General features: G+C 36.8%; 35 protein-coding genes. 22 read left to right on the top strand and 13 right to left on the bottom strand.

What is annotated here, in order from left to right:
- Positions 1 to 166: 166 nt before the first annotated feature.
- Together LC454_RS24460 and LC454_RS24455 are read right to left on the bottom strand one after the other, a co-directional pair.
- The gene (locus tag LC454_RS24460; RefSeq protein ID WP_223585067.1) at positions 167 to 574 is read right to left on the bottom strand and encodes a GNAT family N-acetyltransferase; all 408 of its coding nucleotides are present in this window, start codon (positions 572 to 574) and stop codon (positions 167 to 169) included.
- 154 nt (positions 575 to 728) lie between these two features.
- Positions 729 to 1,100, bottom strand: coding sequence for a hypothetical protein (locus tag LC454_RS24455; RefSeq protein ID WP_223585066.1), 372 nt, complete (start codon positions 1,098 to 1,100; stop codon positions 729 to 731).
- A gap of 113 nt (positions 1,101 to 1,213) precedes the next feature.
- Here LC454_RS24455 and LC454_RS24450 point away from each other — a divergent pair, with 113 nt between their 5' ends.
- From LC454_RS24450 to LC454_RS24405, 10 genes are all read left to right on the top strand, one after another.
- The gene (locus LC454_RS24450) at positions 1,214 to 1,618 is read left to right on the top strand and encodes a hypothetical protein (protein WP_223585065.1); all 405 of its coding nucleotides are present in this window, start codon (positions 1,214 to 1,216) and stop codon (positions 1,616 to 1,618) included.
- Positions 1,619 to 1,679: 61 nt separating this feature from the next.
- Entirely contained in the window at positions 1,680 to 2,093 is a 414-nt protein-coding gene (locus LC454_RS24445) for a hypothetical protein (protein ID WP_223585064.1), read from the top strand.
- A gap of 207 nt (positions 2,094 to 2,300) precedes the next feature.
- Positions 2,301 to 3,386, top strand: coding sequence for a hypothetical protein (locus LC454_RS24440; protein WP_223585063.1), 1,086 nt, complete (start codon positions 2,301 to 2,303; stop codon positions 3,384 to 3,386).
- Positions 3,387 to 3,396: 10 nt separating this feature from the next.
- Positions 3,397 to 3,945, top strand: a complete 549-nt coding sequence (locus LC454_RS24435) for an RNA 2'-phosphotransferase (protein WP_223585062.1) — start codon at positions 3,397 to 3,399, stop codon at positions 3,943 to 3,945.
- Between the two features lie 153 nt (positions 3,946 to 4,098).
- Positions 4,099 to 4,284: a hypothetical protein gene (locus LC454_RS24430; RefSeq protein ID WP_223585061.1), complete on the top strand. Its 186-nt coding sequence runs from the start codon at positions 4,099 to 4,101 to the stop codon at positions 4,282 to 4,284.
- Positions 4,285 to 4,322: 38 nt separating this feature from the next.
- Positions 4,323 to 4,844 (top strand): hypothetical protein, encoded by a 522-nt coding sequence (locus LC454_RS24425; RefSeq protein ID WP_223585060.1) that lies wholly within the window; start codon positions 4,323 to 4,325, stop codon positions 4,842 to 4,844.
- A gap of 224 nt (positions 4,845 to 5,068) precedes the next feature.
- On the top strand, positions 5,069 to 5,434 hold the full coding sequence (locus tag LC454_RS24420; RefSeq protein WP_223585059.1) for a hypothetical protein: 366 nt from the start codon (positions 5,069 to 5,071) through the stop codon (positions 5,432 to 5,434).
- 126 nt (positions 5,435 to 5,560) lie between these two features.
- Complete coding sequence (locus LC454_RS24415) at positions 5,561 to 6,079, top strand: hypothetical protein (RefSeq protein WP_223585058.1); 519 nt, start codon at positions 5,561 to 5,563, stop codon at positions 6,077 to 6,079.
- Between the two features lie 360 nt (positions 6,080 to 6,439).
- Positions 6,440 to 6,808 (top strand): SMI1/KNR4 family protein, encoded by a 369-nt coding sequence (locus LC454_RS24410; RefSeq protein ID WP_223585057.1) that lies wholly within the window; start codon positions 6,440 to 6,442, stop codon positions 6,806 to 6,808.
- Positions 6,809 to 6,930: 122 nt separating this feature from the next.
- A complete protein-coding gene (locus LC454_RS24405) occupies positions 6,931 to 7,554 on the top strand; it encodes a hypothetical protein (RefSeq protein ID WP_223585056.1) in 624 nt (207 codons plus the stop codon).
- 154 nt (positions 7,555 to 7,708) lie between these two features.
- Here LC454_RS24405 and ilvD read toward each other — a convergent pair whose 3' ends face one another.
- The 3 genes from ilvD to LC454_RS24390 all read right to left on the bottom strand — a co-directional run bounded on the left by ilvD (position 7,709) and on the right by LC454_RS24390 (position 11,076).
- Positions 7,709 to 9,397 carry a dihydroxy-acid dehydratase gene (gene ilvD, locus LC454_RS24400; protein ID WP_223585055.1) on the bottom strand — a complete coding sequence of 563 codons (1,689 nt, stop codon included), beginning with the start codon at positions 9,395 to 9,397 and terminating at the stop codon, positions 7,709 to 7,711.
- Positions 9,398 to 9,407: 10 nt separating this feature from the next.
- The gene (locus tag LC454_RS24395; RefSeq protein ID WP_223585054.1) at positions 9,408 to 9,977 is read right to left on the bottom strand and encodes a Crp/Fnr family transcriptional regulator; all 570 of its coding nucleotides are present in this window, start codon (positions 9,975 to 9,977) and stop codon (positions 9,408 to 9,410) included.
- A 589-nt stretch (positions 9,978 to 10,566) separates the two neighbouring features.
- Positions 10,567 to 11,076 carry a dihydrofolate reductase family protein gene (locus LC454_RS24390; RefSeq protein WP_223585053.1) on the bottom strand — a complete coding sequence of 170 codons (510 nt, stop codon included), beginning with the start codon at positions 11,074 to 11,076 and terminating at the stop codon, positions 10,567 to 10,569.
- Positions 11,077 to 11,164: 88 nt separating this feature from the next.
- Between LC454_RS24390 and LC454_RS24385 the strand changes: the two genes are divergently transcribed.
- Positions 11,165 to 11,512: a winged helix-turn-helix transcriptional regulator gene (locus LC454_RS24385; protein ID WP_223585052.1), complete on the top strand. Its 348-nt coding sequence runs from the start codon at positions 11,165 to 11,167 to the stop codon at positions 11,510 to 11,512.
- Positions 11,513 to 11,649: 137 nt separating this feature from the next.
- Here the strand turns inward: LC454_RS24385 and LC454_RS24380 are convergent, their stop codons facing one another.
- The 4 genes from LC454_RS24380 to LC454_RS24365 form a co-directional block, all read right to left on the bottom strand.
- Positions 11,650 to 12,213: a hypothetical protein gene (locus LC454_RS24380; protein ID WP_223585051.1), complete on the bottom strand. Its 564-nt coding sequence runs from the start codon at positions 12,211 to 12,213 to the stop codon at positions 11,650 to 11,652.
- Positions 12,214 to 12,389: 176 nt separating this feature from the next.
- The gene (locus LC454_RS24375) at positions 12,390 to 12,836 is read right to left on the bottom strand and encodes a GNAT family N-acetyltransferase (protein ID WP_223585050.1); all 447 of its coding nucleotides are present in this window, start codon (positions 12,834 to 12,836) and stop codon (positions 12,390 to 12,392) included.
- A gap of 106 nt (positions 12,837 to 12,942) precedes the next feature.
- A complete protein-coding gene (locus tag LC454_RS24370) occupies positions 12,943 to 13,458 on the bottom strand; it encodes an HAD family hydrolase (RefSeq protein WP_223585049.1) in 516 nt (171 codons plus the stop codon).
- Complete coding sequence (locus LC454_RS24365; RefSeq protein WP_223585048.1) at positions 13,455 to 13,775, bottom strand: hypothetical protein; 321 nt, start codon at positions 13,773 to 13,775, stop codon at positions 13,455 to 13,457. Before LC454_RS24365 ends, LC454_RS24370 begins: the two co-directional genes overlap by 4 nt.
- Positions 13,776 to 13,988: 213 nt before the next feature.
- On the opposite strand from LC454_RS24365, the gene LC454_RS24360 reads away from it, so the two are divergent.
- The 3 genes from LC454_RS24360 (at position 13,989) to LC454_RS24350 (ending at position 15,873) form a co-directional block, all read left to right on the top strand.
- Positions 13,989 to 14,960 (top strand): DUF6985 domain-containing protein, encoded by a 972-nt coding sequence (locus LC454_RS24360; RefSeq protein WP_223585047.1) that lies wholly within the window; start codon positions 13,989 to 13,991, stop codon positions 14,958 to 14,960.
- Between the two features lie 19 nt (positions 14,961 to 14,979).
- Positions 14,980 to 15,117, top strand: coding sequence for a hypothetical protein (locus LC454_RS24355; RefSeq protein ID WP_223585046.1), 138 nt, complete (start codon positions 14,980 to 14,982; stop codon positions 15,115 to 15,117).
- A gap of 306 nt (positions 15,118 to 15,423) precedes the next feature.
- Entirely contained in the window at positions 15,424 to 15,873 is a 450-nt protein-coding gene (locus tag LC454_RS24350; RefSeq protein WP_223585045.1) for a GNAT family N-acetyltransferase, read from the top strand.
- A gap of 109 nt (positions 15,874 to 15,982) precedes the next feature.
- Here LC454_RS24350 and LC454_RS24345 read toward each other — a convergent pair whose 3' ends face one another.
- The gene (locus LC454_RS24345) at positions 15,983 to 17,215 is read right to left on the bottom strand and encodes an IS256 family transposase (RefSeq protein WP_223585044.1); all 1,233 of its coding nucleotides are present in this window, start codon (positions 17,213 to 17,215) and stop codon (positions 15,983 to 15,985) included.
- 106 nt (positions 17,216 to 17,321) lie between these two features.
- A complete protein-coding gene (locus tag LC454_RS24340) occupies positions 17,322 to 17,681 on the bottom strand; it encodes a winged helix-turn-helix transcriptional regulator (RefSeq protein ID WP_223585043.1) in 360 nt (119 codons plus the stop codon).
- Between the two features lie 195 nt (positions 17,682 to 17,876).
- On the opposite strand from LC454_RS24340, the gene LC454_RS24335 reads away from it, so the two are divergent.
- From LC454_RS24335 to LC454_RS24300, 8 genes are all read left to right on the top strand, one after another.
- Complete coding sequence (locus LC454_RS24335) at positions 17,877 to 18,959, top strand: catalase family peroxidase (RefSeq protein WP_223585042.1); 1,083 nt, start codon at positions 17,877 to 17,879, stop codon at positions 18,957 to 18,959.
- Position 18,960: 1 nt separating this feature from the next.
- Positions 18,961 to 19,620, top strand: a complete 660-nt coding sequence (locus LC454_RS24330; RefSeq protein ID WP_209581863.1) for a cytochrome b — start codon at positions 18,961 to 18,963, stop codon at positions 19,618 to 19,620.
- A 107-nt stretch (positions 19,621 to 19,727) separates the two neighbouring features.
- On the top strand, positions 19,728 to 20,195 hold the full coding sequence (locus LC454_RS24325) for a hypothetical protein (RefSeq protein ID WP_223585041.1): 468 nt from the start codon (positions 19,728 to 19,730) through the stop codon (positions 20,193 to 20,195).
- Positions 20,192 to 20,416: a hypothetical protein gene (locus LC454_RS24320; RefSeq protein ID WP_223585040.1), complete on the top strand. Its 225-nt coding sequence runs from the start codon at positions 20,192 to 20,194 to the stop codon at positions 20,414 to 20,416. The genes LC454_RS24325 and LC454_RS24320 overlap by 4 nt, the downstream gene beginning before the upstream one ends.
- 684 nt (positions 20,417 to 21,100) lie before the next feature.
- Positions 21,101 to 21,481, top strand: a complete 381-nt coding sequence (locus tag LC454_RS24315; protein WP_223585039.1) for a YbjQ family protein — start codon at positions 21,101 to 21,103, stop codon at positions 21,479 to 21,481.
- A gap of 26 nt (positions 21,482 to 21,507) precedes the next feature.
- Complete coding sequence (locus LC454_RS24310) at positions 21,508 to 22,503, top strand: helix-turn-helix domain-containing protein (RefSeq protein ID WP_223585038.1); 996 nt, start codon at positions 21,508 to 21,510, stop codon at positions 22,501 to 22,503.
- A gap of 441 nt (positions 22,504 to 22,944) precedes the next feature.
- Positions 22,945 to 23,157, top strand: coding sequence for a heavy metal-binding domain-containing protein (locus tag LC454_RS26670; RefSeq protein ID WP_223585037.1), 213 nt, complete (start codon positions 22,945 to 22,947; stop codon positions 23,155 to 23,157).
- A complete protein-coding gene (locus LC454_RS24300; protein ID WP_223585036.1) occupies positions 23,154 to 24,665 on the top strand; it encodes a S8 family serine peptidase in 1,512 nt (503 codons plus the stop codon). The genes LC454_RS26670 and LC454_RS24300 overlap by 4 nt, the downstream gene beginning before the upstream one ends.
- A 624-nt stretch (positions 24,666 to 25,289) precedes the next feature.
- Here the strand turns inward: LC454_RS24300 and LC454_RS24295 are convergent.
- Together LC454_RS24295 and LC454_RS24290 are read right to left on the bottom strand one after the other, a co-directional pair.
- Entirely contained in the window at positions 25,290 to 25,577 is a 288-nt protein-coding gene (locus LC454_RS24295; RefSeq protein ID WP_223585035.1) for an antibiotic biosynthesis monooxygenase family protein, read from the bottom strand.
- A 403-nt stretch (positions 25,578 to 25,980) separates the two neighbouring features.
- Positions 25,981 to 26,382, bottom strand: a complete 402-nt coding sequence (locus LC454_RS24290) for a helix-turn-helix domain-containing protein (protein WP_223585034.1) — start codon at positions 26,380 to 26,382, stop codon at positions 25,981 to 25,983.
- Positions 26,383 to 26,994: the final 612 nt, after the last annotated feature.

The following is a 26,994-nucleotide window of genomic DNA, read 5'->3' as shown; positions in this document are numbered from 1 at the left end:
GAGATTTGCTGTCCATAAAAACAGCGGATATATTATATTTTCCAGCAGGCCCAGCAATTTTTTGTATGCCATAAAGAACGTCGTCTGCCAAAACTACGCTTATCCTGTTTACAAAAACATCCCTGAATACAGCGAAATTTTTAAATATTTCCCTCCGGCCTCAAATTTAATGATCACCACCAGAATAGATCCACATAGGCTCTGTTTGACCTGCTCGTTCAAAGCCGTTCTTTTTATAAAAGTCGATGGCATTTCCATCAGCAGTAAGCATCTGCATATGAAAGCCCCTATAAATCTCTTGCATTTTATCCATAATCAAACGCCCGACCCCTTTGCCTTGATAGGATGGTAGCACTAGTAGATGCGGGTAATAAACCACGAGATAGCCATCGGAAATGGCATTCCCTAGGCCTACCAATATTGCACCATCCCATGCAGTAATTAAAGAATGAGAATTTAAGAGGGCTTTTATCAGTAATTCTGGTTTTTCGGCTGCACTCCATTTATTAGATTGATATAACTGCAGAATGTCATTTGCGTTCAATTCTCTATTTACACTAAGTTGTATGTTCATATATTATTCTGTAGTTTTTGTCAATATATTGAGTAAATATCAATCCCAAGATGGCTAGTCCTACACACAAACAGTAACAACATATATAGCCCAGCTGCGATAGTTATATTTGCGGCAATAATAAGTTTGCTAAAATGCATTTCAAGGGTGATCGTCAATTCTCCTCGGCTTTTTTCATAATATAAATAATTCCAGAAGTTCCGCCGGAACCGTTATAGTTATCAGTTAGATCGAACGTATTTACTAATTCATAGCCAATTTTAGACATATGGTTCAATATAGAGGCATACGACTTTTTATTGGTTAATATTTCGGAAAGCTTTTCACCTTCTGCGATCTGTTCATCTGAGTCTCCCAAGTCCACTTTCACCTTTAGTTTTTTCGATAAGAATTTTCCTTCTACACGTATATACGCATACGAGAAAGTGTTATGTATTTCACTATTTGAAGAGTTGCTAGTAGATTGGGCAAAGCTACTACTTAGGCAACAGATCGTAAGGAAAATAATTAGCGATAATTTATACATAATTGGTTTTATTTCAGTAATAAGACTGTTGAATTTACAAAAGAGGATTTAAATAGACAAAATATATAACCCAGTAATGATAATTTTCATAACTTTTTGTACCTTGATAACACATGAATTTGAAACTTCAGATGAAGTCATTAGAAGAAATTGACGTTTTTATTTTTGATACGTTAACAGGTATTTTGTTTGATACAGTCCCCGAGTACAAGGAAATTGTTGAAATGGGAGAAGATAGTTTTTTCTCAGATCGTTTAACATACTTATTTATGAATGAATTTGCGACATATCTTGGTGGCCAGATCAAATCGGACCGCACAAGCGCTTTTGTCGAAAGTTCCTTTGATTATATCAATTATATTGGGCAAAGTCACAACTGTGAAATCATCAATATCGTGCATGTTGGTATACTTGAAATACTATACACGGAGGAGGGAGTTGATCGAGAATGGGTCAAGATGAATCTTAGCGAAAAGCTACAGCCATATTTCGAAGCTTGGTCAAAATATTATAGGTAAAACACAAGGATGTTGTTTATCGATAAAAGGTTTAATAATATGGTTCTAAAATCACTATACTATGGATTTCGAAGAAGCCAATACTATCTTATTTGTCACGTTACATGAAATTTATCCGATCGCTACGGCTAGAGTTTCAATGATGGCTACCAATAACCGCTATGCAAGATTTCCTTTTTTAAGATTCAGATTTAAAGATAAAGACAAAGAGGATCCCATATATGACAAAATTAGAAATACTGTAAAAAACTTTAACGGTTTGTTAGAATGGGAAATGGTTACCAAAGATGATACCTTGAATTACCTCATCGTTCCGTCTTATGTCTGTTTTGGTCAAGAGGGAATAACAGGAGACTTAAACGAGCATTTGAAAATGACACTCGGCGAAAGTTTATTTCGAAAAAGAATTGATCAAGCGATCGAAGATATCCCCAATCTGGCTAATTGCATAAAAACTGAACTGCTTGATATATGAGATTTAATGTCGATCAATAACTCTTGCCATATTCTTTTTCGATATCATTATAGCTTTAAAAATATCAATTTGCATCTAATATTAAAAACAAGTTTTGGGATTGATGTATAAATTTAGCTTTCTCTTTTAGCATTTTCCATTGAATTTATTTTCTAATTTGCTGGATTGCGTATATTTGAGATTGATGCACAATAATATCAAGGCAGCGTGACAGTAGTAGAAAAATATAAAACTGAACTCGACTTAGTCCGACAGAACCCAAAACTCTTGGACAATTATCGCTTTGACAAAGATGCCATAGATTCTAAACACTTTGACCGATTAAGACTAAATATTGCAATTTACAATGACCTTAAACAGACGGACTATGAAATTGTAAAATATCTTTTTGCAGAAGAAAAGGAATGGCGAAAATATGGAAAAGACGGTGACATTGATAATTTATATTTCTGTGCTTTCATTCTGACACTTTTCAATTCTCCCGAAATCGTATGGTTGTTTCTTGAAGCTAAAAATATTGATTTTGATAGCGGAATTGGATTTGACGGAGAATATTTGGTTTCGGCAGGAATTAAAAAAACCTACCAATATTTAAAAACAGCGGACAACCCAAAGAAAACAGAACTGTTAAAGTATATTGGAGAAGCGGAAGAAAGTTGTATTTATTCGCAGGTAGACATTGACGATTGGAAAGAAATGAAAAAGTCCTATTTCAGATGTTACAAATCACCAATTCAGGACGAACAGTATTTTCTCTATTCGACAAATGAAAGAGAACTATTTTTGACGAAACTACCTGAATGGATCAATCAAGAAAGAGCCTGGACTGAGGAAGAACTAGGTTTATATAGGACATACGCGAAATATGCTGATGACAAGGTTTCAGAGATAGAAGCTTATAAATTGACACTCAAAAAAAATGATAAAGATTTTCTAACCGACATCTACAATCGACAATTGGCAGAGTTATATGTGGAGACCGGTGAAAATAATAAAGCTCTTGAAATCCTTGAGGGCGTAATAAAAGGAACAGATAACCGCAATATTATAAGAGATTGTATTGAACAACTTTGCAGAATAATTATTAGAACAAACAGCTCATCAGATGAGATGGCTAGGAATTCATATCATATTATAAAAGTTCAACATAAAAAGTACAGAAATTTTTCACCAATGGTGGACGGTTTAATTAAGGACGTGACAGAAATAATGAAAGAGGAAAAAATTACTGCACATAACAGCAGCTCGCCAAAAACGGCGCGGACGTGGTGGCAGAGACTTTTAGGCTCCTAATATTAGAATTATGGGTAAGAGCGAAATAAACATAAGCAAGTTTTTAAGTTTGGTATTACGACACCAACCTGAAACAATCGGTATTCAACTTGACCAAAATGGTTGGACTGATGTAAATAACTTAATTGAAAAAGTAAACAACTGCGGAATAAAGTTAGACAGAGAAACCCTTAATCACATTGTAGCAACAAATTCTAAAAAGAGATTTGCATTTAATGATACTCTTGATAGGATACGAGCAAGTCAAGGACATTCAGTAGAAATTGAGTTAGGCTACACAAATCAAAAACCACCAGAAATTTTATACCACGGAACAAGTGAAAAATCAGTCGAATCCATTTTAATCACAGGACTTGAAAAACGAAATAGACAACATGTTCATTTAAGTAGCGACATTGAAACAGCAATGAAAGTTGGCCAAAGACACGGAAAACCATTTGTTTTCAAAGTGCTTGCAGAACAAATGTATAATGATAATTTTCGGTTTTTCATTTCAGACAATGGTGTTTGGCTGACAGAGGATGTACCGATAAAATACTTGAAACAAAATGATGAATAAAAAATAAATCCCACATAATTGGAAAAATACATAGGAATGATGCACCAGCTTACGAAATTCTGGTATAAGCAAATCTCCAAATATATTCATTCAGCATAAATAATGTATATTAGACTTGGGTATTAACCTTGGCCGATTGAAAGATAGCATACCATGATAGTAACCACGAGCAATTCCAGTGTTCCAATAGCTGCCAATGTTATCATCCGCACCACTATCTTTAGCGAAATAGGAGCGGGGTATGTAGATTTCTTTGGCGGTCGCATTGGGCTAAGTGAAGATATCGACGAAATTTCAGGAAAAGTGGTCATATGCTTATCTAGCGGTTATGAAGTATAAAATATAGAGCTACTAATCCTTAAAAAAATAACCAAGATATGAAGATACAATTGACAATGATTGTCCTACTGACAACATTAACATTGACCAGCTTCGGACAAAATAATGATCATAAATCTGTACATAGCTTGGCTGACACTACTTTTATAAAATCATTGGAAGAAAGACAATTAGGGAAAAGTAAGTATTCTATTTCTTTACCCACAGATTATGCTATAGGTGAAACCAATGGAGAAGATTTTTCCGTTTACTATTTTAATCCTGCGGACACTACAAATCATACAGGTATTTCGGGCGGCTTGTATTTCGGTAATCATCCTAGCCAATTTCCAGCTAAAAGCAAAAGTTGCAAAACCGAGCATCTTAAAAATGAAATATTTGATCAAGATGTAAGCTGGACCATTTATAACTGTAATGGATACTATTCAATTCAAAGCATAATGTATAGTAAAAGCGGCGAGGGGTGGAATGAATTGGTTCACCTATTTGGCAATGCAAAATCAACCAAAGATCTCGACAGACTGCTGTTTATTTTTAAGACAATGAAAAAAAAGGAATAATATGCATTACCGCTGGGAGTTATCTATGCACAATCTGAAGTGCAATGGATCCTGAGCGAATTGGTCAAGCAACGTGCACAGGCAATTCAAGTTGACGCTATTATAGGGCTTAGTGTAGATATCGACCAAATCTCAAGAAAGGGGAGTCAGATGTTTCTGCCTAGTATTATGATTATGAATCTTCTAAGGCAATTGAATAATAAACCGTATTATTTAGAGAATCTATGAAGTTTAGTATAGCTATGAATAAGTTGACAGTTTTAGAATCAGAATTGCTTTCTGTTTTCGCACAGAAATATCAGGCTTTAAATAGCCATATAGAAAAATTATATGTTGTAGAAAGGGAATGCACCGGTGTAGGGCAGTATGTATTTTTCAAGTATTATGACGAAGAAGATATCCTCCCAATTTCGGAGAATATTTTGTCGGTCGACAAAATCATAATAACCAAAGGAATTGATCCAGGTATTGGATTTGTTGGAAATATAGCAGATTTTAAACTGCATAGTTTAGAACTGTTCGTTTATGGTTCGGATGAATGGGACTGTACTTTTCAAAATTTTACTTTAAAGGATTTAAAACAGTTATGATGAAAAATCTAACATAGATCAGCCGAGCCAGCTTTCATACATTGAAGTGCTCCATTAGATCTGAAAGGAACTAAGCCGGTTTTAATAAGAATTGGCGGAAATGGTAAACATATCAGAATTAGAAAGATGAAAATTAACTATTCTTTTGTTGTATTTTTATACGCCTATTTGAATCAAATTGACCTTTCTTTGGATAGAAGTAGGTGGGAGTCAATTGATAAGTTGAGGGATTTTTATAGTACCCAAATTTCTCCTAAAAAAGTTGCAAATTATCTCGCTGATAAATTGGGGCTAGATGTTAAAAAATTGAATAATTTGATTTTTATTGGTGAAGAGTCTTTGTGGGATAAAATTAAAGATTCATTATTATCTTCCTTGAAGAGAGATGTTATTTTGGAAGACGATAAAGTATACTTTTTATGTCAGAAATTATTGCTTTTGGATAATTTTTTAGAAGATGGAGAACAAGTGCATAAATTAGAAATTGAGAAATTAAGGATAGAGTTTTCTAAACTAAATTATGGTACAGTCAAATTTAAACTTGCAAAAAAAGATCGTTTAAAGGCGAACAACATTGAACATTTCCTACAAAATGAAACATTGAGCACAATTAAAATTTGTGAGTTTAATAAAGGTTATTTTTAGATCAAAAGGAGATCTAGCCAAACGGCCTCCTTTAAATCGTATCGACTACGGCAGACACTTACAATCTGTCAAGGAGGTAAATCAATGTGAGCACATCGAAAAGGTTATTTTTAATAATTGTAGAAAAATAGAAGATTTTGAGCAGATCGAAAAGAGTCCAGGTCGAATTGTCCTGCATACCAGATTTTCCGGTTGATTTTATCAGTTTTGCACCTCCAATCGTTCGTCCAACTTTTTCCGTTCATCACTACCGGTCGCATGACATGGAAGTGGGATGAGCGCCAACGCGGTAATTATGCTGAGCATTCGCAATACACTAATTTTGGAATGATTTAATGAGATATACTAAACAATAAAACTATGGCAACGATTGATAGAAACATAGCTCCAATAAAGCAAGAAGTTGAAAATTTTTTGAAACAGATCGATTTTAAGCTTCCAGAGGGATTTATTGAATTTTTTAAGGATTCAAATGGTGCAGATATTAGTTCAGATGAGAATTATATAGTTTTATGGGCTTTAACGGATATGATCCAACTTAATAGAGATTATAACGTTGACGAATATGCTCCTGATTTCTTTATTTTTGGTTCCAATGGTGGTGGTACAGCCTATACAGTTAAAAAAAGCAATAGTGATATTTATGAAATACCATTTATTGGAATGTCAAATGAAGAAGCTGTTTTTAGAAATAAAACCTTTTCAGAATTTATTGAGGGGCTTACCTAATGTTTAGAAACAACTTAAAGTTTAGTTATATGGATAAATAGACATAAGTTATCAGGAGTTTTAACAGCATATCCAATTGATGAAGGAGTGTCCAATAATTTATTTCCGCAAAATAAGAGCCTATGAAAGAAATCAAAAAACATCACAATATGCGCACGCTAGCCATTGCACTATTTTCGGTGGTATTTATTTTTTCGTGTATCTCTTGCACTTCCATATCGCCCAAGTATTTAGCACAAACTGCTGCGGCACATAGCGTTTCGAAGGTAGGGTTGAAGCAGATATACATCTTTGATAATTATCCCCAGAAGATAATAGGCCATAATCATGGCAGTCAGGAGAAGAGCGCAGCCTATAATGAATATTGTCTATGGAACTATATTGAACCAAATTACTATAAAACTGATAGTCTGCAATATCTTTACAAAACTTCATTGGAGCTCACCAAAAAAAATAAAATCCATTTCAAACTAATTGATACCTTAGGAAATGTCGTGCGTGAAAGGACGAGGAAAATTAAGCCCGAACCGCAAAACTTTGTTTCTTTTAGAAATACCGACCTTGACATCTATGTATTAGTCAATAGATTCTTTACCAAAACTATTTGCTTTGCACTAGATAACCATGGTGATTTAGTCGTGCCGAGTGAGTCGACAGCTGGCGGTTTTCTTATTCTCTTTCCGCTCGCCGGCGCCCTCAACCATGATGCATATACTTATCGTCGTGTGGATACAGTCGCCAATTGAAAAATATAGATCGGAAAGAAATAATTTTAGTGGGTTTGTTTCCGTAGTGCAACTTTATGATATTATGTTCTTTTTCTTTTAACTTCCATATTTGCCTAAATAGATTAGAATTAGCCGATGACGTCAATTTTGCTAAACTGTAACGGTTTTATTTTCAAAAATCACAATTTAATATAGCACCGCTGCTTGCATTGCTAACAAGTTGCCGATATTGACTCAACCATTTAGAATTCAGTTTTTTTCTGATCGGAGTAAAGTTTTTTCCACGCAGTTGGATCTCCTCTTGGCTAATATCAGCTGAAAGTATATGTTTGTCAATATCAATAACAATGTGGTCTCCGTTTTTTAATAAGCCAATCAATCCGCCTTCAGCAGCCTCAGGTGAGACATGTCCTATCGCTATTCCGCGAGTAGCTCCGCTAAATCGGCCATCTGTTACCAACGCTACAGAACTGCCCAATCCCATCCCCATGATTAGGCTTGTAGGTGTCAACATTTCCTGCATCCCTGGGCCACCTTTGGGACCTTCGTAACGTATCACCACAACATCGCCAGCTTTGATCTCACCGGCAAGGATGCCTACTATGGCCTCCTCTTGACTATCATAGCAAACCGCAGTCCCGCTAAATTTCTTTTCGCCCGTGATTCCTGCGGATTTTACCACTGCTCCCTGCTCTGCAAGATTTCCGAATAGAATCGCCAATCCTCCAACAGGACTGTATGGATTATTTATTGTATGTATTATTGTTGCATCTTTGATCGCTGCATTGGCAATCTTTTTGAATAACATTTCGCCACCGACCGTCATATTATCCAGGAGGACATGGTTGCTGCGCTTGGTCATTTCGTTCATTACAGCGTTAACGCCTCCGGCGCGATGGACATCTTCCATGTGAACGGTGCTTAAACTGGGCGATATTTTTGCGATGTGCGCTACTTGATCTGATATTGAGTTAATGTCCCTAAGCTGAAAATCTATATCTGCTTCGTGAGCTACAGCAAGCATATGAAGGACAGTATTGGTACTACCGCCCATGGCCATATCCAATGCAAAAGCATTCTGGATGGCGTTTGCATTGATGATGTTTTTAAGTTTGAATTGTTTGGAAAGCTGATCGTCTTTGGCGATTTCACAGATCCTTCTGGCTGATTCCCGATATAAATTTTCACGCTCGGGTGTTAATGCCAATATGGTTCCATTACCAGATAGTGCTATACCCATAGCTTCCATCAGCGTGTTCATGGAATTTGCTGTAAACATACCCGAGCAACTACCACCACTGGGGCATGCATTACACTCGATGTCTTTGAGCTCTTCGTCACCGATTAAGCCTGCTTCGTGTTTGCCCACAGCCTCAAAAGCTGTAGATAGGTCAATGGCAGTGCCATCTTTGGTATATCCTTTTCGCATGGGGCCTCCACTGACAAAGATTGTAGGCACATCTACACGTAGCGCACCCATAATCATCCCGGGTACAATCTTATCGCAGTTTGGGATAGCTATCATTGCGTCCAATTTGTGTGCATTCATGACGCTTTCAATTGAGTTGGCAATCAATTCTCGGCTGGGGAGCGAGTACAACATACCATCGTGTCCCATAGCAATACCATCGTCAATACCGATCGTATTGAATTCAAAAGGAATACACCCGTTTGCCTTGATTTCTTCTTTAATGATCTCAGCAACCTTATTCAGAAAAAAATGTCCGGGTATAATTTCGATAAAGGAATTTGCCACTCCAATAAAAGGTTTATCAAAATCGTTATCATTTACGCCTGTGGCCCGAAATAGGGCTCTATGGGGAGTACGTTGGTATCCCTTCTTTACTTCGTCGCTTCTCATTTTTTATTAGTTAGATCGTAGATTTGAGCCTACTTAATGTTTCAGGTGATATTGCCAGATAAGCTGCAAGGTTAGCATTAGACAAACGCTGTACGAGCTCAGGATTATTTTTCAGTAGATCGCGATAGCGTTCTTTAGCGGTTTGGGTTAATAAGCTGCTGAGTTTATTATTTACAACAGTTAGTCCATATTCGAGGATGTAGATATAAAAATTGTCCCAGCCAGGCATGTTTTCTCTCAAAAAGGAAAAATCAGTGTTGCTGATGCTGAGCACCTCCGTATCTTCTACGGCTTGGATAAATTCTGTAGCTGGCTGTCTTGAAATAAAACTGACGATAGAGGTTAGGAAAGTATGTTCAAAAGCCATGAACCGGGTTGCCGTTGATAGCTCGTCATTGCGAAAATATAGGCGCAAACAGCCCTTGCCGACAAAGAAAAGATAGTCTGCAATGGAACCTTCGTTGAGCAGATGGTCATTTTTCTTTATCGATTGGGGTTTAAAATAAGTTAGGGCCTCCGTTAATTGCTGTTCGGTTAACGACGCTTTTTCCCGTAACAATTGTAATAGTTGCTCTCTCATCGCTTATTATTTATAGGTCAAAGATGCACTTTATATTAGGATATAGTCGTTGACATTGGTCAAAAACGTCAACGATTTATTAAAGTTTTATTCTCCTTTGGGATAATGGAACTTTGGTAAATTTAGAGCTAATACAACATTGAAATATGCACCAATTATTTCTTTGTTAGGTGCAAAAGCTGTTCGTTTGACTACAGCTCACCAAAAAAAATAAAATCCATTTCAAACTAATTGATACCTTAGGAAATGTCGTGCGTGAAAGGACGAGGAAAATTAAGCCCGAACCGCAAAACTTTGTTTCTTTCAGAAATACCGATCTTGACATCTATGTATTAGTAAATAGATTCTTTACCAAAACGATTTGCTTTGCACTAGATAACCATGGTGATTTAGTCGTGCCGAGTGAGTCGACAGCAGGCGGTTTTCTTATTCTCTTTCCGCTCGCCGGCGCCCTTAACCATGATGCATATACTTATTGTCGTGTGGATACAGTCGCCAATTGAAAAATATAGATCGGAAAGAAATAATTTTAGCGGGTTTGTTTCCGTCATTCAACTACTTTTGAAAGACATTTTTGGTCTGTTGTTATTCAGTCTTCTTTAGTTAGATGCAATTGAAGAAAACCGTTTTTAAGCTTCTGTCCTTTGTACCTGAACGTTGAACTTAACTCCACATTGTTTGCTAAAATTGCTCCAGCTCCAGTGATTATAGGGCTGACGTTAAAATAAATATCGGTAACCAAATCCTTGTCCAAAAAAGCGTTGAAAGTACCTGCTCCGCCTCCAACGGCTATTTCCCGTACCCCTTTTGCAGATATATATGCAATTGCCTCTTCAGGACTTGCTACAGTCTTGTAGCCATCAGCCGTATAAGATTTATCGGCCAATACGATGATTTCTATGCCATTAAAATATTCTTTTACTGGATCTGGAAAATTTAGAAAATCTTCAAATGTTTTCAATCCTATCACTACATTTCCAACCTGTCTTACAGATTCTATATAAAATTCCATTGCTTCGGGTGGCAGTTTATGATGCGGGTTATCGGATATCAAAATTCTTCCATTAGCCGAAATGTTTGCGATTACTGTTACTTTCATAATGATTTTTTAAAATTTCTGTTCAACAAAACTATCGGATATTCAATATATATTTACTATTCATTACCTTTAGGAAAGCAACTATCTTATGGGCAATAAAAAACGTGATATTGATAAAGAGACTATATTGGCATTAAAAGATGGCATTGAATTGCTCAGTGGTAAATGGAAATTTTGTATCCTGCACAATTTGCAGAAACACGGCACAATGCGGTTTAAAGATCTGCAAGAGATGGCTCAGGGAATATCCCCAAAAGTTCTATCCAAGGACCTTGAGGAATTAGAAGATAATTTACTGATTAGCAGAACGGTTAATAACACCAAACCTGTGACCGTTTCTTATTCGCTTACCGCCTATGCTAAAGAAACGGAGGAAGTTGCCAATGCTTTAATTAAATTTGGTCTAAAGCATAGAGATAAAATTAAAGCAAAATAAGGTTTATATTTTAACAGCTCATTTTTTGACTTCAACCCATAGAATGGTGTATTGTCGTCTCTTTCCAGAGAAAGATCCCTTTAGCCTGCCTGACGCAAGGCCTGTGTTATCAGCTGGGCTTTCTGTCAGTTGTTCTTTCATCTTAACTTTATTCCTTGTGTTTCAAGTTGGTCCGCGCCCGATAAAATACCGAAGCTTTCAATTTTTCTTACTGCCAGTTTATTATGAATTTGATATTTTAATTTTCTTGATGTTGCTTGAATTTCTGTCCAGTCCCAAGCATTTACTTTTCCGTTGAATGTAGTTGAACTTTCGTTTTTCAATGCTCCTCTTTCATTAAAATGTCCGATGTGAGATTGATTAAGTTCGCTGTTTTTTAGTCCACCGAAATATAATTGAATAAGTCCCCAACCTTCTGTTGAATACCGAAAAGTGTGGCCTTTACAATAATTGGGGTTAAGGTCAATTTTTCTGAATAGCGGTTGACCTTTATGTCTTGGTGTCCAAAGTTGAAAAGTAACAGCAAATTTGTCTCCATTGTCAAGGTCAAATTTTGATGATATTTCGTTAACAGTTTTGTATTGGCAAATCCCTTGCCCGTATGGTGAATCTGAGTCGTAAACGTGCAAGTCAGTGTCCTTGAAAATGAAGTCAAGAATTTCCAATTTGTCGGTTTTGTCAGCGAAAAAATCGTAGGTCATAGTTTAAGTTTTCTGTCGTTTTAGCCTTGTTGGTAATTAATTTTATGGAATCGTATAGTATTGACGGGTTAGTGAGTTTGTTTTTTACAATATTAAAGCTTTAGTTTCAAATACTGTTTATTATCAAAGCGCATCATTTAACTGGCTATATCACGAAGCCATAAATTACAGTTTCCTCAGATATTTGGTTTTTTAAACAGCATCAAGTAAGCGCTTTCAGTCTCATCAACAATCTTGAAACCAACATTTGAATATAGATTTTTAGCTTTATTGGTCTTTAGGACACTCAATGTTATCGTTTTTTCTGATTCAATAGCTTCTTCTATCAAATCATTTAATATTCTCCTACCGATTCCTTTGCCCTGATAGGTGACAGCTATCTGAATTTGTATCAGCTCGATATTATCCGCTTGCCTCACTATTTTTAATAGCCCTATAGCACGTTTATCTATCTCAATTATTAAGGCTTGTTCAAATTGATAGTTAATTCTTTGCAGATGAGCTTCGTCTGAGACTGGTAAAGAGCTAGCTGTTAAATGCGCATTCATCGTCTGTATCCTGAGATCCAACAGGAACTCTTGGTCACTTTTTAATGCAGGTCTGTATTTGATTTCCAGTATCATGTGTTCGCAAATTTAAAAATGTAAGCCGAAAACTATTGTAGTCGTGGGTCAGCAAATCATGTTTCACTATTTTGATTAGTTTAAATGAATAAATTCTACACGTGATTTACGTGGAAGTCTTTTGATTCCTCCAATATCTTTTGTCAGTTCTCCTGACATTATCAACATTTTTAAATTTCTTTAAATAGGAAGCCAATAGGAGTAACTCACCATCGTTAGCATTTCCTGTGAACTCAGCTATTTGAATTGCATTGCCATAGTTCAACATTGATTTTTCAGCGGTGTCATCTATTATAAGCATTCTTTCCAATAAGAAGCCCTTTCGTTTTACATTGGATAACCTTTTTATGTAATAGTATTCATCAGTCACACTCATCCGTTTTTTTGTCGTGCGAGATCGTCCCCAGACAAATTCAAAATCGACAGCGGCTGGTTTTATTTTATCAACGAGCTCATTAACGTAACTATCATCCGCAGAGCTCCAAATGGCCAGTTTAAAACCTCCAGCCATCTCTGATAAAAAATAGGCTAAATTTGGACGGACATATACATAATATGGCTCTACAATAAAGTCTTCATGCTGTACCGCCTGCTCCATGGAGGTCGGCTGTATCTGTATCATCTTGCCATCCAGGTGGTAGCCGTAGTAGCATTCCCAATCTTGGATGCCTCCAGTTCATTCCTGGCAATCCGGTAGACGATATCGGCAGACCGAAGAATGGGCAATACAGCATCCAAAGCCTTCGGTATATCCAGTAAGCTCACCGATAAAAAGAACAGGTAACCATCCGGAGCGGCATCGCCACCTACGGTGAGCCAGACATCGCCCTCATGGTAGTTAATCCCATGAGCGTCCAGTATCGGTTGAAAGTCCTTGAAAACGGGCTTGCCGCTGTAAGCTGCCCGCTGTGTTGTCCGATTCAATGTCTCCGCGTTCATCGGCTTTTTGTGCTATGTTTAAATAATCATGTTTTTATAATCACCAAGATAAAGTGAAAATCAACACGTAGCGCAGCTGCTTAGCGGGGGCGATGAAAAGGCATTTACGGTGAATAGCTGATGTGTCATGCAGGGCTTTTCTTTTGCCAGCCAATAGCGAAGAATTTTATTTTTTAGTAACTTTGGGGTAGTATCATTAATATATAATAAATAATGACTGGATGGGAACTTGAAAAACCGGGAGAGTTGTTGCAAACTAGCCGTAACAGGTTAAACAAAACATTGAATGAGTTTTTAAAGCGATACCCGCTGGCTACCGTAAGCGCGGACCATAGTATTTTGCTTATCATACGTAAGTACCACCCTTCACTAAATTGCAGTCCCAATAACGAAACTTATCAAACAGATGATTTCCGATATTGTATGGCGTATTATACCATAAACGCCTATACATATTTTGAATTGCCCACTTATGATTATCAATATATCTCTATGCAATATGATGCTGCTATAGGGGATTTTACTATCAGGATATCCGCAAAAGGAATAACCCGGATCACTAATATCAAGGAACTGTCACAGCAGCTCAATAATTTTATCGAGCGTGATGAAGCAACAAAACGTACTATTTTTGAATCACTGGCCAACAAGGTGCCAATTGTCACCAAACCGGCTCCCATCACCCAAACCGAGATACAGTCCGCCGTTGTCGGCAGATTAACTAATACAGAGTATGATGATTGGTGGACGGCCATAGATGAGGTCGACATTCCCTTCTTCAACAATGAAAAAATGCCGGTTTCGTTTACGGATTTTAATCCAAATGAAGACCATTCTTTTATCGAGGAAGCGGATGAACTGTTACGTAACTTCTTGGCACAGGATTACAGCCACCGCCTTACGGTATCGGCATATGTGTACCAAAATTGCATGGATTTTTTGGACGCCATTGGTTACGATGATGCTGATGATGCGATGTGGAAGATGAAGCAGCCTGAAGAGGTGTGGCAGTTTGTAAAATGTACCGGGCTATATGTAAGCCGCGAGCCGTATGAAGATAAAGGTGTATATCTGCAACTGCTTTGCGATTGCGATTGGGAGCAGGAACATGGGCTGCAGCTGGTGTACAATAAACAGGGGAAACTCGTTCGTGTAAGTGCGCAGGACGGACATATTATCGGCTAGAAAAGAATTATATTTAACTATGCATACTAATCATAATGACAAAAATTCATCCTTTTGGAAACTGCTGCCGATGGTCGGTTTTGTACCTATACGTTTCCTGATGCCCAGATCGGAGGTAGATAACTATCAGCATGAGCTGGGTTCGATTGTCGGGTAGCGGAGTGATAATTTGGATCAGCAGCTAACCAATAGCGCTATTTAAGGAATGTAATCCACCTTCCGTTAAAGCGCTAAAAAATTACAAACTTTTTCCATCTTTAAGGTTTGGGGATTTATTGGTCATAATATTTTTATTCGATTATATTGAGAAAGTTGTTTCTTCAAATATATATATTGGATCAAATCCTTGTGGTATTAATTTTTCTTTGATAATATTTTGTGAATATTAACTATCCATTTGCTGAATATAATTATATTGGCACGGTCAAAATATTTAAAATTGAATTATTAGCCTTTTATAACCATGAAATTTAGAGAAGCAAAAATTGAAGATATTAAACAGATCCAGATCGTTAGAAATTCTGTCAAAGAAAATACGCTTTCTGATCCAGCACTGGTAAGTGATAAAGACTGCGAAGAATTTTTATTTGAGCGGGGAAAGGGCTGGGTTTGTGAGATAGATGACCAAATTGTAGGTTTTGCGATTGCAGATTTAAAAGAAGATAATATCTGGGCACTTTTCTTAGCACCGGAATTTGAAGGACAAGGAATAGGCCGCAAGCTCCATCAAATGATGCTTGACTGGTATTTTTCTACGGGAAAGCAATTTGTATGGCTGGGCACAGCTCCTAATTCAAGAGCAGAAGGGTTTTATCTGAAATCAGGTTGGGAGAGAAACGGAATGCACGGCAGTAAAGAGGTTAAGTTTGAAATGACAAAAAGCACTTGGGAAAATATTAGGCAGGAGGCTTAGGACTAGCTATATCCAAAACTAAATAATTCCAATCGAATTTATTGTTATTATCTCGTTGGAAAGTTGGGACCAGGGGAGTGTAACACCAACTGTGTCATAGGATTAAAACTTAAAAACCTCTTTCGAGTTTGAGTCTATCCCCAAATCTAATATAAAGTTGGGATATGGTCAAGCCCCAGTTATGCATTGGCATCGTCCATTTTTTTGCGATATCCTTTATGATCAGATACATCAATTTCATTAGTGCCTGTTCGGAGTTGAAGGCCCCTTTAGACTTAATGATTTTTCGTATCTGACGGTGCATTCCCTCGATCGGATTTGTGGTGTATATAATCTTGCGAACCTGATCCTCGTACTCAAAGAAAGTGGAAAGATTGGTCCAATTATCCATCCAGGATTTGGCAGCAAGAGGATATTTCTTACCCCATTTTTCTTCAAAAGACAGGAGGTTTTCATATCCCATTTCTTCGTTCACAGCTTTATAGACTGGCTTTAAATCCTCCATAACAAGCTTTTTATCTTTCTCAGTTACATAGCGCATACTTGTTCTGATTTGGTGAACAATACACAACTGGATCTTTGTTTTTGGAAAAATAGCTTCTATGGCCTCAGGAAACCCTTTTAGACCATCAATACAAGCAATAAGGATGTCTTCAACGCCACGTTGCTTTAGATCAGTAAGAACTGAAAGCCAGAACTTAGCTCCCTCATTTTCTGAACTATAAAGACCGATCAGATCTTTTCTACCATCCATACCAACTCCTAGTATGTTATAAATAGCTCTTGATTCAACAGTTCCATTCTGACGGACTTTAATGTGCATGCAGTCCAGGAATACAAAGGGATAAACAGCTTCAAGAGGTCTACTACGCCATTCATTTACAGCTGGAAGTACGCTTTCGGTAATACGGGATATTTCTGTGGCAGAGATCTCCATGGCATACATTTCGCGGATAAACTCACTTATTGCCCGTGTGCTCATTCCTTTGGCATACATGCTCAATACGTGTCCCTCAAGCTGTTCAGTGATGATTAATTGTCTTTTAGGTACTACTTTCGGCTCAAACGTGCCAGATCTATCCCGACCTGTCTCCAGCTCAAAAGTTCCGGTATTGAGACCTCGGACTGTCTTTTTTGTCTTGCCATTTCGACGATTGCTATTGCCCGAAGCTTTCTCTTCGTTCAAGTGGTTTTCCAGTTCTCCATCCATCATCGATTCCAACAGATGCTTCATTAACGGCGCTAAGACGCCATCATTGGGAGATAAACTTTTACCTTCGTAAAGACCTTGCATAGCTTCTGCCTTGAAGCGTTCAAAGTCGAATGGGTCTTTTTCTTTCATGACCGTGTCGTTTGAATAATTGAATATAAATAATCTTATTGAATTATTCCTCTGACACAGTTTACGTTACAGTCTCTATGCCCCCAATTATTAATAAAAAGTAAGTTTATTCAGTACTGTACAATCGTTCCCTATAATTTATTCCCCACTCACTCATCACTTTAATTACCGAATGAAGACTTTTTCCAGATTCAGAAAGCTCATACTCGACCGTGATAGGCATTGTATCTTTTACTGTACGTTTTATAAGTTTATTTAATTCCAGTTCTTTAAGTTCTTTTGAAAGTACCTTAGGAGCTATTTCTTCAAGTTGTCTAATTAAATCCATAAACCGCATAGTTTTTTCATAGTACAGATGACTGATGATCAAACTTTTCCATTTACCACTCAACAGCTGATTTGTATCTTTAATCCCTCGAATTTGGCGCAAACACTCTTCTCCGAGTTCCAGTTTTGACTTCTTCACTTACATTACTTTATAGACATAAATATAAAAATTACTTTCAAATAATACACCTGATTACCTAAAAGTAACTAATTACCTAAAGGTAATATGTAACCCCAATTACTGTCTTTATTAATAACTTTGGTGAATTACAAATTTTTAAACTCAGCAAGATTTAGCTAAAACATTGTTGAATAAATCTAGTTTTAATAATAAATGGATAAACAGAAAATTAAATCGAAAAAAGCAATCATCCCTTTGGTATGTATCGGAGTGTTAGCAGCCGGTCTGGTTTTGATCTTTGCTTGGTCTGCAGGATTGCTTGGAAATAGAACGACAACAGCAAGCTTCCTCAAAGATATCCCAAACTCATTTCCTGCCGGTTATAGACGGGCACATTCGAAAGGAATTTGTTTCGAAGGCACTTTTCGTTCAACAGGCAAATTAGCTCCCTTTTCGAAAGCAACCGTATTTTCACAGGATTCATCTGCTGTATTAGGTCGCTTTTCAATCGGAACTGTAGATCCTTTCGCTGCTGACAATTCAACACGAACAGTTAGCATGGCAATGATGATATCGTCAGAAAATAACCAGCAATGGAGAATGAAACTGAACAATCATCCATTTTTCGTTACACATGATGCTTTAGGCGTAATTAGAAGATCAGATGCGTACAAAATCGACAGCACTACGGGTAAGCCAAACCCGGCATTAGTATCCGCTTTTCTTAAAGACTATCCAGAAGCCCAAAACTTTATCGATTGGGCTGATAAAGCGCCATGGGTAAATAGCTTTGCAGTAGCAGAGTACAATGTTATCAATGCATTCTATTTAATTGATTCTAAAGGGAATAAACATGCCGTTCGCTGGTCGATGCGGCCGCATGCGCCTTTCAGTGCCTGGTCTAAGGAGGAACGTGAGCATGCGAGTCACGACTTCCTTTTTGACGATCTAAAACAACGCCTAGATAAAGGGGCGCTCTATTGGGATTTGGTCATGACCTTTGCTGAACCTGGTGACGAAATTGAAAACCCTTCGAAGGCCTGGCCGGCAAATCGTCGTCAGATCGTCGCAGGTGTATTGGAAATTAAGAGAGTTTTTGACCAAACTGAGGGTGGATGCCGCGATATTAACTTTGATCCCACAAAAGTACCGGCAGGAATAGAGGTATCCAAAGATCCTGTTCTGACAGCTAGAGCAGGTATTTATGCCCATTCGTATAATGCACGTGTCCGGGAGATCGGCTATGGAAAGGCTACTGACGCCATTGGAAAAAAGGAAACTTCTAAAGATAAATAATATGTCACAACAGAAGAATCTAAAGTCTGGCTCAAGAATTCGTGAATGGTTCAAATCTGTAAAGATTTTCAAGCTAAGACGTCGTCATATTAATCGTTCACTTCCTTTAAACTTTAATCTTACAGGAAGAATTCTACATTGGTTGATGGCAACATTGATTTTATCGACAATGTTTATTGGCTTAGGAATGATGACTTCTCTTAGTAGTCGTCCCTGGTTGATCGATCTTCATATTCCAATCGGTGTAGCAATCCTGTTTCTTTGTATATTGCGTTTTGTGAATAGAATCATGAATCCGATTCCGGCGTTGCCAAGTGATATGCCAAAGATCGAAAAAAAGATGGCTCACTTTATGCATTGGGTTATGTATGCCTTCATGTTTGCTTTACCTATAACGGGTTGGGGACAGCTCTCCGCGGGCGGTTTCCAAGCCAAGCTATCCCAAAATATTATTCTTCCATCCCTTATAGATCAGAATCCTGTTTTATATGCTTGGCTGCATGACATTCATAGAGGTTTAGCCTGGTCTCTTTTTTTCATTGTTGTGGGGCACCTTTCTATTGCATTGTTGCATGCATTGGTAATGAAAGATGGAATTTTTTCAAGTATGACTTGGGGTAAGGATAAAATTAAAAAAGAAACTAAACGACCATCTGCATGATTAAAATAAGATTATTTATATCCAATTATCCAATGTTTTTAAAGTAAATCAAGAGGGATCGCCGTTTTTGTAATCAGTAATGCTAATATTATTAGTAATATTGTGAAATGAAACCGCTAGAAATCTTTTGCCGAAATCGGGTAATGTACGCTCAAATCACCGTGCATGATAAAAGCATGGGCATGAAAGATTATCGTCTTTACAACAAAAATGGTCTTGCTTATTATGTTTTCAGGAAATCTCAGGGAGTGTGGGAACTGGCATTCGGTGTACTTGCCGATGACATCAAGGAAGCGTGCATTGACGCCCTTATACTTCGCTTTGATACGGATTTGCCTGAGTTGTTTTATCATCATGGAAAACGTCAGATAGTGGAAGTTCGGGCCAAGAAATACAGCCTTTGGCATATTTATCTCAATAATGCTTATGTAGGAAGTATTCAATATGACACCTTCACTAAGCAGTTCAATTACCACCTTGAAGACAATGGCTTATTGACCGATGATCACGTGCAAAAATATATAGCCATGATACAACGTGGGGAATTAAAGTGGATAAAGGATGATAATCGATGAAAAAGAATATAAAGTTCGAATGTGACGTGTGTGGTCAGAAGCAAGTGGTGGAGGTTTCTGTTTTGCATAGCGGTGGAACCTTGCAAATTATGATTGATCGGTTTTTTATAATGGATGTAGATTTTCGCAATGGCAAATGGGTAATGCTATGTAACAATACGAGCTGGTTGACAACCGATGAACTTGTTATTATCCTTGATGAGTTGGGCTATGAGGAATAAAAAACCTTGAGTCTGGGAGGATCTCAAGGTTCCTAATTACAACCTATTTTTGAAAAGTACTATTAATACAATATCGAATCCTGTTTGGTTTTAAAAAAAAGTATTTCAAGCTGTTGATCACGGAGTACTAGCTGTCAATAAGTTTTCTATTATCGGATTTTTGACTATAGATGATCTAAGCACCAAAAATATTTTACATTGACGGATCAGGTGTGGATGATCATGGAAGAGCTTTTTGATAAATGACGGTTGTCATATCGAAGAGTAGGTTGATATGGAGTGATCGTGAAAATGATGATAATATTTGATGAAGTGAAATAGCCTTTTGGAATTAATTATTATTAGGATATAATTTTTGAACAACATTTTTTAAGAAATGAACAACAATTATCTCAACTAATCTCGCGATCTTTACAGTAGATGAATGCCAAAGCCGGTTAACATCTAGCCAAAATTGCCTCCCTTAACGGTTATAAGGGGGGCTTTTTTTATTTTATTGCCTTCTTAAAACCGCTGAATAAATCAGCTACGGTTTCCCGTAACCAGCTATTCTTTCAAACCCATACCTTAGCCTTACAGTTTGTAATAATCTTGAAAGTTAATAGCTGTAAACATATTAATTCAGAATAAATAATGTATATTAGGCTTGGGCATTAACCTTGCCCGATTGAAAAGTAGCATGCCATGATAGTAACCACGACCAATTCCATCGAAGGGAGGGAGATTTCACGATATAATGATCCAATAGCTGCCAATGTAGTCATCGGCACCAATATCTTTAGCGATATAGGAGCGAGCTATGTAGATTTTTTTGGAGGTCGCTCTACCAGTTATGAGAATAAGATGCAGGAAATGTACAAGCGTGTTACCGAAACTCTCAAGCAACGTGCGCAGGCAATCCGTGCTGATGCTATTATTGGGCTTAGTGTAGATATCGACGAAATTTCAGGAAAGGGGAGCCAGATGTTTATGATTACCGCAGTGGGTACATCGATACACCTTAAGGGACCGATTCGCGCTCCTATAGAAAAACGGGATGACGTACTTGATGGTGAACTGATCTAACAGATCGAGTATTAAAAATAGATTTTATGAGCAATTTATGTAATGAAATTTTCGGAAAGCCTCTCGTTGAATTAGTTATTGAGGATATCAAAGAGTATTTTTTGGAAGATCGGGAAGAAACTGATAATCTAGAATTTAAAAGCGGTCAAGTAGCAAAAAAAGAATTTATGGATGTGCTAGAATCAAATATCACCAAAGTAGCCTCATCGTTTCTCAATTCTACTGGAGGAGTAATAATTTGGGGCGCGCCGCAAATGAAAAAAAACAATGGCAAATTAATTTGTCAAGGCGATTTAACCCCTTGTTTTAAAGCTGACAAGGATCTGTTGATTAATAAGATTATCCAAAAGGTATCTTATATGCCTACAGGTATTTCAATTAAGCCAATCAATCTTTCTGAAACCGAATGTATCTATATAATTGAAGTAGCTGAAAGTGAAAACAAGCCTCATCAATGGAACAATTCGTATTATATAAGGCTGGACGGGCAGTCGAAACCAGCTCCTCACTATTTGGTTGACGCATTATTTAAATCAGTGAAATTTCCAAATGTAGTAGGAGGGATTCGCTTTAATAATATTTCATATAATGGAAAGTATTACATTTTGAATTTTGATACATTGATATTCAATCTTTCTCCATTAATCTCTGAAAAAAATCTTAGGTACAATGTAATTAATAGTGGAGGATTATTTAGAGATGATTCTTCAAGATTTGATAGTAGTTTGTTTGAGCAACTACATTTCGGGAAACCGTTAAGGAGACAGTTTTCTTTAAAGCTAAATATAAATGACTTGGCCGCTATGGATAATAAATTTACAGTTGGATTGATTTGGGGTGGAGATCTGGCTCCATCGAAATCAAGCTCTTATAATATTGATCTTACAGAAATAGAAATTGGTACCTTTAATTTCGAAAGATATATAGGGGGAAATTATTACGAAAGTAAAAGTTTCCATGAAAGACAGGCGGAAAAAGGTATTGATATGTTTACGCAGTTCCAGGAAATCTTAGGCCATTAAAAAAATGGGATGCTATGGGTTATTTTACACATTTAAGTTGCATGAAGCCGTTTAACCACGAATAAATGCCAAATCTTGGGCGAAGGAAAGTGTCCTTGAAGAATAAATATATGCCCCTTTTCTTTAGAAAAAAGATGTTTCAGCGGAAAATTGAGTATAAGAATTGAGGAGACTTTAATATGAAAAATATAGATATTAATGACATAAAAAGAAATTTGCATGAAATAAATGCGTTGATCACGAACTTACCAACTTGGAATCTTTAATGTATTGTTATATCAACTACTGTTTCCCGTAACTAATCCTATTTTCAAACCCATACCTTAGCCTTAATAGTTTGTAATAATCTTGAAAGTTAATATCTGTAAATATATTAATTCAGCATAAATAATGTATATTAGGCTTGGGTATTAACCTTGCCCGATTGAAAAGTAGCATGCCATGATAGTAACCACGACCAATTCCATCGAAGGGAGGGAGATTTCACGATATAAAGATCCAATAGCAGCCAATGTTGTCATCGGCACCAATATCTTTAGCGAAAGGGGCGAGCTATGTAGATTTCTTGAAAGGGCAATCTACCAGCTACAAGAAACAGTTGCATTTTTACTCTCGACAATTATTTTTAAAAACCAATTATTATTTATCTTATGAGTGCTAAATTACCACATCTTTATTTGAGAAATCCTTTTGGATACGCAAATAGATTCAACAAATCTCGGTATGTATCGGATACTGAAATACAAGCGAAAGATCCAGAGGTATATAGAGCGCATAAAGCAAAGCTTAATGCATCATTTATTAAGCTAAAGCAAGATAGGGTTGATCGCTTAAATCAAAAAACAATTGTCACCTCTAATATTGAGATAGTAGAAATACGTTTTTTAATACCTTTTAGTGATGGTTCCAAGTTTAAAACACGTACTCGATTTCTAAGAGAATTTGGGTTGAGTCCTGTATTCCAAAAAGATTTCAACAGAACTGTATTGTTTGCCATTGTTGATAGAGTAAAATTCCAGCGGTTTGACACCTTGCTTAACCAATACATCTTAAGCGAAAATCGCACTCCTCCTCAAGGTACGGCATATGCAATAATGACAACCTTATTTGATGTAAAATATCATACTGAGGATGATATCCGTAATCATTGTACAAGAGATCTTGTCTTTCAATTTATCAATAATAACCAGTATGTTGATGCTAGTTATCAATTGCAGCGTCAGCAATTAAACAATAAACTTGATACCCTAGTACTATTAGGCGATATTGATTCATTTGATGTGGACCCTTACGATAAAATGATTCAGCTAAAAGGAGCTAACAGAGATGTAGTGGTGGAACTCGCAAAGGAGTTTGATATACTAGCTCAAGCGCATTCTCTACGTAATAGAGTGATAAGACCTGATCGATATAATGAAGCACAATTAACTTGGGATTTAAGAATTCGAAACGATGGCCACCAGGAAACAATTGTTGGAGTGCTGGATAATGGAATAAGACCCATAGATCCGCTTAGAGATATTATCGTTGGAGGATCCGATATAACTAATACACAGAACGCATTGGATGCTGTTCACCAACATGGTACAGTTGTCGCTAGTCTTGCTGCTGTGGGCGCCCGATTTTTCTCAACCGAACAAGAGCTTATAGCGGATACCAGAATATATTCCATTAAAATATTAGAACGGGTAGATGGTTATCTAGATGTTATAAAGATAGTTGAAGCTATACGTAGTGCGCATCGTGAGCGAGGAATTAAATTATTCAATCTTTCTGTGTGTGGGCCGGGTAAAGCATACAACGAATCACCTTCGTTGTTCGCTTATTTATTGGACAAACTTGCCTATGAAGAAGATATTTTGATATTTATCGCAGCAGGAAATATGAACTATGATGATATAGTTGCCATGCAAGGTGATCGTCAGGATTTGCATAACTATCCAAATCACTTTTATAATCCAGGGATTTCATCTGATCTGCATTCATGTGAATTTACAAATATATGCATGCCTGCCGAAAGCATGAATCATATTTCGGTAGGAGCATTAGCTGACAACTATCGACCAGATACGGATACCCATCTCAGTAATGATAAACAGATGCAGAATAGTATGTTAATGGGATCCTTGGGATATCAAAATATTGAGACATTTTTTTATTAAACTTTATCTGTGTATTAATGTCTTTATCAACGTTTTTTAATCTATTGCGACTTATATAGTAAGTAATTTCTTCTTTCTCTTTCCTTTGCCATGTCTGCTCAATAAAATGTAGATAAGATGAAATTTTGACTGTATCGTTGTCGTATTTTGCTATTACATTGACAATAGCTTTTAGAAGAGGTTTGCTGGATGATATAAAACTGATCTTGACAATGTATTGCTTCTGGGGAACCCACGGTATAATCTCCATTACGCAAGGATTGAAAACACGCTGACCGCTATTGTTATTCTCCATATTCTGCAAGAAAGAAAACGGACTTCCAAATCGGTCAAAGTCAGATTTTTCACAGAATTTATACCTGTTAATATTGGTATAGTCATCCCTGACCCTTAAAAAGCTGTCTACAGTATTGACAATTTTTTGATTGATCGGTATATCTAAATCAACTATGGGAGACACCGCAATAGGAGGCGTATCTTGGCAATAGGCAGATGATAAGAAGGTACAAAGATTTAAAAGTATCAATAAATATTTCATAATCAAGTTGTTCGGTAAGCGGGACGTAATCTATTCCTCGGTATTGATTTTTAGCTCCTGAATCTAAGGTTACATAATAGCCTATTTCATATTTCTTCATAATGCAAAACCTGCGGAAAAGGATCATAATAGTTGTGTAGTAGTGTTTTCCATTTCTGGTATTGCGGTGACTGTCGGAATCCAACTTCATGTGCTTCGACAGAAACCCATTGCACCAATAAAATGTATTGGTTGTCTACCTCTATACATTTCTTTAGGGAGTGTTTTATATATCCGTCGATGGATGAAATATATTGGCTAGCTATTTGAAAATCATTTTCAAACTTTTCCGCTCTACCAAGTTTTACATTTAAAATAGCCACTTCTAAAATCATCGTGTTCTTATTTTTTTTAAATTAGGATTAGCAATGTCAATCAATATAAAAATCAATCTTTTACCAATTAAGGGAAAATACATCCTTAATTATGGCCATGACAAATAATATTATCAACGTACAAAAGAACAGATGTCCCATAAAGAACATTATCTGTTTTTTCCTTGGCTCTTCTTTGGCTTGATAGCTTCTCCAGCTGTAATACAAACCCATTGGAGCCAATATTAACGGAATTAATACAGGTAATAGTGTTATTGCCGATATCAGTATTAAATAATTCTGCCGTAAAGGCGACAAAAGCATAACGAGTAGAATTAAGATTAATGATGCAATAGTATAGAATCTAAATATTCTTATAGATTTTTTTAAATACTGTCTTTCTGCGATTATGGACATGTAATTATTATTTCTTACTCTGTTTATTTCCTTCCGCTTTAGTCTCCGCATCAACAACTACAATCTCAACGACTACATTTTCCATCAATTTTGAGTCTGTTCCATCAGCTTTTTTCTTCGGTACTTTTTTATATTGGATTACAATTTGCTCATCTTCAGGAATTCCATTGGGGAAAAAATCATCCAAGCTTTTCAAACGAAATATTTTCTTTAATATTCCCATATGGCGAAGGTTATACTTTTCAGGTTGGTCGAGCGATTCGCATTTACCCACAAATTTTACAGCAAAGCCCATTTTTTCACTTAACTCTTCTTGTGACCAGCCTTTTTTATCACGCAGAATTTTGATATTGCAAATCAATTCATACTCTATTCGAAATATAGCTTTTGTTTGATAAATCTCAATCATATAAATAAATTATACGACCAAATATTTGGTCGTCTTAAACCTTGTTTGTATATTTGTGTACCCAATCAAGGATTGGTTATAAAATAGTTAACTAACTCCACCTAAGTGGAGAGTGAGTTGAACGAGCCTCTGAATCCAAAAACTAGCAATTTTAAATTCAAAGCGAGGCAGCAGGTTTAACCCACGTCTAAAGATATTGTGTATATTTACGCAGTCTTTAGGCAGGGCCTGTTGATTACCGCTTTGAGGGCTGCTAGTCCCTGGATTCAGGTATGAGACAGATAACCCTGCCTTCTGCATTTTAGGTCGTTCAAATAAAACCAAAACGATTATGAGAACGAACACAAAAAACACCACCCATCACCCGGATTCGATCAGAGATCGCATCACGAGGTATTCTCGCAAATCACAATTAAAGAACATATTCCGCGCGCCTGAATAAGTCGCGCCTAATCAAAAACAGGCTGTAAAGAGTAATAAAAAGGGGAGGTCTAGACTTTCCTGAAAATGAAAAGACACCTGAACCTGGTTCAGTTTAATTTTCCCTCTTTATATCCCTGTCACCGACCTATACATTTAAATGATTGCATAAAAGGTAATAATGGCCAATGA

This window comes from Sphingobacterium sp. GVS05A (genome assembly GCF_019969845.1).
Taxonomy (GTDB): domain Bacteria; phylum Bacteroidota; class Bacteroidia; order Sphingobacteriales; family Sphingobacteriaceae; genus Sphingobacterium.
Note: the sequence above shows the minus strand (reverse complement) of the source record. Positions and strands in the feature narration are given on the sequence as shown.

What these genes read in the sequence shown, in the direction of transcription:
- LC454_RS24460 (WP_223585067.1), bottom strand. Translation starts at nt 574, where the DNA reads ATGAACATACAACTTAGTGTAAATAGAGAATTGAACGCAAATGACATT.
- LC454_RS24455 (WP_223585066.1), bottom strand. Translation starts at nt 1,100, where the DNA reads ATGTATAAATTATCGCTAATTATTTTCCTTACGATCTGTTGCCTAAGT.
- LC454_RS24450 (WP_223585065.1), top strand. Translation starts at nt 1,214, where the DNA reads ATGAATTTGAAACTTCAGATGAAGTCATTAGAAGAAATTGACGTTTTT.
- LC454_RS24445 (WP_223585064.1), top strand. Translation starts at nt 1,680, where the DNA reads ATGGATTTCGAAGAAGCCAATACTATCTTATTTGTCACGTTACATGAA.
- LC454_RS24435 (WP_223585062.1), top strand. Translation starts at nt 3,397, where the DNA reads ATGGGTAAGAGCGAAATAAACATAAGCAAGTTTTTAAGTTTGGTATTA.
- LC454_RS24430 (WP_223585061.1), top strand. Translation starts at nt 4,099, where the DNA reads ATGATAGTAACCACGAGCAATTCCAGTGTTCCAATAGCTGCCAATGTT.
- LC454_RS24425 (WP_223585060.1), top strand. Translation starts at nt 4,323, where the DNA reads ATGAAGATACAATTGACAATGATTGTCCTACTGACAACATTAACATTG.
- LC454_RS24420 (WP_223585059.1), top strand. Translation starts at nt 5,069, where the DNA reads ATGAAGTTTAGTATAGCTATGAATAAGTTGACAGTTTTAGAATCAGAA.
- LC454_RS24415 (WP_223585058.1), top strand. Translation starts at nt 5,561, where the DNA reads ATGAAAATTAACTATTCTTTTGTTGTATTTTTATACGCCTATTTGAAT.
- LC454_RS24410 (WP_223585057.1), top strand. Translation starts at nt 6,440, where the DNA reads ATGGCAACGATTGATAGAAACATAGCTCCAATAAAGCAAGAAGTTGAA.
- LC454_RS24405 (WP_223585056.1), top strand. Translation starts at nt 6,931, where the DNA reads ATGAAAGAAATCAAAAAACATCACAATATGCGCACGCTAGCCATTGCA.
- ilvD (WP_223585055.1), bottom strand. Translation starts at nt 9,397, where the DNA reads ATGAGAAGCGACGAAGTAAAGAAGGGATACCAACGTACTCCCCATAGA.
- LC454_RS24395 (WP_223585054.1), bottom strand. Translation starts at nt 9,977, where the DNA reads ATGAGAGAGCAACTATTACAATTGTTACGGGAAAAAGCGTCGTTAACC.
- LC454_RS24390 (WP_223585053.1), bottom strand. Translation starts at nt 11,076, where the DNA reads ATGAAAGTAACAGTAATCGCAAACATTTCGGCTAATGGAAGAATTTTG.
- LC454_RS24385 (WP_223585052.1), top strand. Translation starts at nt 11,165, where the DNA reads ATGGGCAATAAAAAACGTGATATTGATAAAGAGACTATATTGGCATTA.
- LC454_RS24380 (WP_223585051.1), bottom strand. Translation starts at nt 12,213, where the DNA reads ATGACCTACGATTTTTTCGCTGACAAAACCGACAAATTGGAAATTCTT.
- LC454_RS24375 (WP_223585050.1), bottom strand. Translation starts at nt 12,836, where the DNA reads ATGATACTGGAAATCAAATACAGACCTGCATTAAAAAGTGACCAAGAG.
- LC454_RS24370 (WP_223585049.1), bottom strand. Translation starts at nt 13,458, where the DNA reads ATGATACAGATACAGCCGACCTCCATGGAGCAGGCGGTACAGCATGAA.
- LC454_RS24365 (WP_223585048.1), bottom strand. Translation starts at nt 13,775, where the DNA reads ATGAACGCGGAGACATTGAATCGGACAACACAGCGGGCAGCTTACAGC.
- LC454_RS24360 (WP_223585047.1), top strand. Translation starts at nt 13,989, where the DNA reads ATGACTGGATGGGAACTTGAAAAACCGGGAGAGTTGTTGCAAACTAGC.
- LC454_RS24355 (WP_223585046.1), top strand. Translation starts at nt 14,980, where the DNA reads ATGCATACTAATCATAATGACAAAAATTCATCCTTTTGGAAACTGCTG.
- LC454_RS24350 (WP_223585045.1), top strand. Translation starts at nt 15,424, where the DNA reads ATGAAATTTAGAGAAGCAAAAATTGAAGATATTAAACAGATCCAGATC.
- LC454_RS24345 (WP_223585044.1), bottom strand. Translation starts at nt 17,215, where the DNA reads ATGAAAGAAAAAGACCCATTCGACTTTGAACGCTTCAAGGCAGAAGCT.
- LC454_RS24335 (WP_223585042.1), top strand. Translation starts at nt 17,877, where the DNA reads ATGGATAAACAGAAAATTAAATCGAAAAAAGCAATCATCCCTTTGGTA.
- LC454_RS24330 (WP_209581863.1), top strand. Translation starts at nt 18,961, where the DNA reads ATGTCACAACAGAAGAATCTAAAGTCTGGCTCAAGAATTCGTGAATGG.
- LC454_RS24325 (WP_223585041.1), top strand. Translation starts at nt 19,728, where the DNA reads ATGAAACCGCTAGAAATCTTTTGCCGAAATCGGGTAATGTACGCTCAA.
- LC454_RS24320 (WP_223585040.1), top strand. Translation starts at nt 20,192, where the DNA reads ATGAAAAAGAATATAAAGTTCGAATGTGACGTGTGTGGTCAGAAGCAA.
- LC454_RS24315 (WP_223585039.1), top strand. Translation starts at nt 21,101, where the DNA reads ATGATAGTAACCACGACCAATTCCATCGAAGGGAGGGAGATTTCACGA.
- LC454_RS24310 (WP_223585038.1), top strand. Translation starts at nt 21,508, where the DNA reads ATGAGCAATTTATGTAATGAAATTTTCGGAAAGCCTCTCGTTGAATTA.
- LC454_RS26670 (WP_223585037.1), top strand. Translation starts at nt 22,945, where the DNA reads ATGATAGTAACCACGACCAATTCCATCGAAGGGAGGGAGATTTCACGA.
- LC454_RS24300 (WP_223585036.1), top strand. Translation starts at nt 23,154, where the DNA reads ATGAGTGCTAAATTACCACATCTTTATTTGAGAAATCCTTTTGGATAC.
- LC454_RS24295 (WP_223585035.1), bottom strand. Translation starts at nt 25,577, where the DNA reads ATGATTTTAGAAGTGGCTATTTTAAATGTAAAACTTGGTAGAGCGGAA.
- LC454_RS24290 (WP_223585034.1), bottom strand. Translation starts at nt 26,382, where the DNA reads ATGATTGAGATTTATCAAACAAAAGCTATATTTCGAATAGAGTATGAA.